Source organism: Aldersonia kunmingensis (assembly GCF_001646865.1).
In the GTDB taxonomy this organism is placed as follows: Bacteria; Actinomycetota; Actinomycetes; order Mycobacteriales; family Mycobacteriaceae; genus Aldersonia; species Aldersonia kunmingensis.
This window is the reverse complement of record NZ_LRRB01000323.1, coordinates 1-1,746: the sequence shown is the minus strand read 5'-3', so window position 1 is coordinate 1,746 and position 1,746 is coordinate 1. Positions and strand designations below refer to the sequence as shown.

The 1,746-nt window shown below is 67.0% G+C and carries 1 protein-coding gene; it reads right to left on the bottom strand.

The genetic code is table 11. The features are described from left to right. Nucleotides 1–1,746: condensation domain-containing protein (locus A8G08_RS25705; RefSeq protein ID WP_157108808.1), on the bottom strand; the 1,746-nt coding region annotated here is incomplete at both ends.

Below are 1,746 nucleotides of genomic sequence, written 5' to 3'. Positions count from 1 at the left end.
ACCTCGGCAACGCCAGAGCCACGAAGCTTTCCGGCCCCGCACCACGGCCGATCAGCAGACGCGCCAACCGGTTCGACGACTCGTCGAGCTCGCGATAGGTGTACGACTGGCCGTCGAACCGCACCGCCACCGCATCCGGAGCCGTCGCCACAGCCGCGGTCAACAGCTCCGACAACAACCCAACCGGCGTCGCCCCCGCATCCGCCACACGGGTCAGCGCCGCAAATTCGCCACTGTCGAGGATCTCGATATCCCCAACCAGCCCAGCGGGATCCGCGACGAACGCCTCGAACACCCGGACCAGCCGCACCCCGAACTCGACCATCGACTCTTCGTCGAAAAGCTCGGTGGCGTAGGTCAAGGCACCCGCAATCCCGCCCGCAGCGGACTCGGACAACGTGACCTGCAGGTCGAACTTCGCGACATCTTCCCCGGCGTCGACACCGGTCACCGTCAGCCCCGGTAGATCGAAGCGCGTCGTACCCACGTTCTGGAACGACAACGCGACCTGGAACAACGGATGCCGCGCCTGCGAGCGGGCGGGCTTGAGTACCTCCACCAACCGCTCGAACGGCACGTCCGCATGCCCGAACGCCGCGACATCGCCAGTCCGAGCCTGCGCCAAGACCTCGTTGACGGATGCCCCACCATCGACATGCGTCCGTAGCACGAGAGTGTTGACGAACATGCCGATCAGGTCGTCGAGCTCACGCTCGCCACGACCCGCAATCGGCGTACCGACTGCGATGTCATCGCCGCCGGACATGCGTGCCAACAGCACCGCGAGTGCCGCGTGCGCGACCATGAACAACGTCGCATCGTGGGCGCGCGCAAGTTCGACCAAGCCGGCGTGCAGCTCAGCCGGGATGTCGAACCCAACCGTGGCACCGCGGCCCGACGCGACTGCCGGTCGCGGGCGATCGAACTGCAGACCCAACTCGTCGGGAACTCCTGCGAGTTGCGTTGCCCAGTAGTCGATCTGGCGCGCGATCAGCGACTCGGGATCGTCCTCCGAGCCGAGGACCTCGCGCTGCCACAGTGCGTAATCGGCGTACTGCACCGGTAGCGGCGCCCAGCCCGGCACCTCACCACGGGTGCGCGCCTCGTACGCCACCATCACGTCACGTGCCAGCGGACCGACGGACACGCCGTCGCCGGCGATGTGATGGACCACCACTACCAAGACGAACTCGTCGGTGCCGTTGGTGACATCGGCAATCCGGAACAGTCGTGCCCGCACCGGCACCTGCTCGATCACGTCGAACCCGCGGCCCACGAACCCGGCAACCTCGCCGAGCACCTCGGCCTGCGCGACCGGCACCGGCGTCAGGTCCAGCACCACGTCGGACGTGGGTAGCACCTGCTGGAATCCGAGGCCATCGATCTCGGGGTAGATGGTGCGCAGCGACTCGTGCCGGCCGACCACATCGGCCACCGCCGATTGCAGTGCAGCAGTGTCGAGTTCGCCCGACAGCCGGATCGCCATCGGGATGTTGTAGGCCGCCGACTCCGGATCCAACCGGTTCAGGAACCACATCCGCGACTGCGCCAACGACAACGGGATCCGCTCCGGGCGAACCTGCGGCACCAGCGCCACTCGGCCCGTACCCGCCTGCGATTCCACCGCGACCGCAAGACGTTCCACGCTCGATGCTTCGAACAGCACCCGGACCGGGATAGTCGAATCAAGGACCTGGCCCAGGCGGGACATGACCTGCATACCCAGCAGCGAGTTACCACCGAGCG